Consider the following 2,173-nt stretch of genomic DNA (forward strand, 5'->3'; position numbering starts at 1 on the left):
TTTGTTAGAGTCGATGTCCCCTATTAAGGGGAGCACCTCTCCTTCAGAACCGTGCATGAAGCTTTAACCTCACACGGCTCCTAGATATCCTTTCCTTTCGGAGTGCTCCAATGTATCTGTTGGTGGCAGCTCTGATGAACTGCTAGTAAGTTCTTTGGTTTCCAGTTGTCGTGGTTTCCATCAATATGATGAAGGTGTACAGACTCGTCTTCTAGGAACTTCAACCCACAGAATCCACAGGAATGGTTTTGCTTTTTCAAGGCTGTTGAGGTAGCGTCGGAGTATAATCGCGAGTTTCGATTACTCCAGTAGACTAGGTCACCGTCGTAGGGTGACTTAGTCCCCTTGACGTTCACGTGTTGGTTCTGTTTGTAACCGACCTTTGGGAATGCCTTTTTACATAGTTCGGTGGCTCTATATCGGTCTATCTTTTTTTCCCTGCGGAATTTTCGATTCGCCGTTTTTGCCATGAACCATAGACTATCCCTGGCGCTGCTCATATCGCAGCTGCTGTGGTAGTTACGCCAGCCCCGAACCATAGGAGCTAGTTTCTTAACTTTTACTTCAGCACCATAGTTCGAGCTGTTGACTACGGCTTTAATCTTCTTACGTATATTCCGGTGGTTTTCCTCTGAGGGAATTGACCTGAATTTTCCGTTTTTCTGGACGCGGAAGTTCCACCCCAGGAAGTCAAATCCGTCTGTCGTTTTAGTTAGCTTAGTCTTCTCTTCACTGATTTCCATTCCCCTTTTAGCCAGGAAGTTCTTGACTTTTTGGAGGACTTTCTCGGCATTATCTTTTGGCTTTAGGATTATCACCATATCATCTGCGTACCGCAGACTTGTGTGGATTTCCTCTATGCCGTTTAGGGCGATGTTGGCCAGTAGTGGACTTACTACACCACCTTGTGGCGTGCCTTGGTCTGGAAACTCTGGGTTTATGCCTGCTTTTAAACATCTGAATATCCCTTGCTTTATAGCCTTGGGTGCTACCAGATTGTCCATTATGCAGGAGTGATTGATGCGGTCGAAGCACTTCTTGATGTCTAGTTCGATTACCCTCTTTTCTTTGTTCGTACCGTATTTGCTAGCTTTCAGGTGGTTATACAGGCGTTTTTGCACATCTTGCGCACTTCTGCCTGTTCTAAATCCGTAGCTGTCGGCACTGAACGTGGCCTCATGGGCTGGTTCGAGGGCGGATTTTACTAGACATTGCCATGCTCTATCTGCTATGGTTGGTATCTTTAGCATTCGGATTTTCCCATTCTTCTTACGGATTGGGTGTTCGCGTAGTCCGCTGTGGTGCCAGTCTTCACCGCAGTGGTTCAATGCTTCAACCAGTTCCATGCGTTCCTTGTAGTTGAGGCTTGACTTGCCATCAACTCCAGCCGTCTTTTTGCCCCTATTTAGTTGAGTTACCTGACGGACAGCCAAAAGTTGAGCCGAACGGGATTTCAGTATCAGTTTCTGTAATGACCTTGCTTTTTTTAAGTCACCAGCTCGAACCGCTTTGAACACTCGCTTTTGTAGGCGGAATAAGTTTTGGCGGAGTTTCTTCCACTCTTGCTTCTTCCAAAGTTCACTATGTTTGCACATGTGTCTAACTATGCTCTTCTAGAGTTTGTGTTTTCTGGATACCCGTGCCCAGTTTTTGAGCACATCCTACCCGACAGTGGGGATTAAGTTTGACATAACTTACCGAAGTTTCGACCGTTCCTCAGACCCATAGTGCTGTCGTTTTTACTTGTTCCGTTCTATAGATTCTGTGACGATTTAGGGTAGTCCAATTTGCCTATCCTCTTCTCAGAGATTACAACTGTCAACAGCACAACGTTGTGAGAATGAGAGGATAAAGTCTCGCATGTATTAATCAGATTGCGGCTTTTTCATCAGACACTTTTTCAGGACTTTTGCTACTGTTACCCGTTTCGTCTTCCCCGTTAGCGGCAGTGTGGCACATCTGATTTACCTCTGATTCCGCCCTGGTGCCAGCTTCACTCTGCTAGGATGTCGCCTGCTCGGTGTGGCCAGATAGGGAGTCACTTGGTCTCTTCAAGGAGTGGATTCTCACCACTATCCGTAGAACAGTTAGAATTTTTTGGGCTGTCGCCCGCGATTCCCTAAGTCATACCCCACTCTGTTTGAGTGGCTCCTACTCAGAACAAGCCGCACGC

General features: G+C 46.6%; 1 protein-coding gene. It reads right to left on the reverse strand.

Annotation, left to right across the window (positions count from 1 at the left end; genetic code table 11):
• Positions 1 to 80 precede the first annotated feature (80 nt).
• Positions 81 to 1,595 (reverse strand): reverse transcriptase domain-containing protein, encoded by a 1,515-nt coding sequence (locus F6K53_RS38005; protein ID WP_293084890.1) that lies wholly within the window; start codon positions 1,593 to 1,595, stop codon positions 81 to 83.
• Positions 1,596 to 2,173: the final 578 nt, after the last annotated feature.

This window comes from Moorena sp. SIO4A1 (assembly GCF_010672065.1).
In the GTDB taxonomy this organism is placed as follows: domain Bacteria; phylum Cyanobacteriota; class Cyanobacteriia; order Cyanobacteriales; family Coleofasciculaceae; genus Moorena.

Bases quoted from the DNA above. Each gene is read 5' to 3' on its own strand.
- F6K53_RS38005 (WP_293084890.1), bottom strand. From the start codon at position 1,595: ATGTGCAAACATAGTGAACTTTGGAAGAAGCAAGAGTGGAAGAAACTC.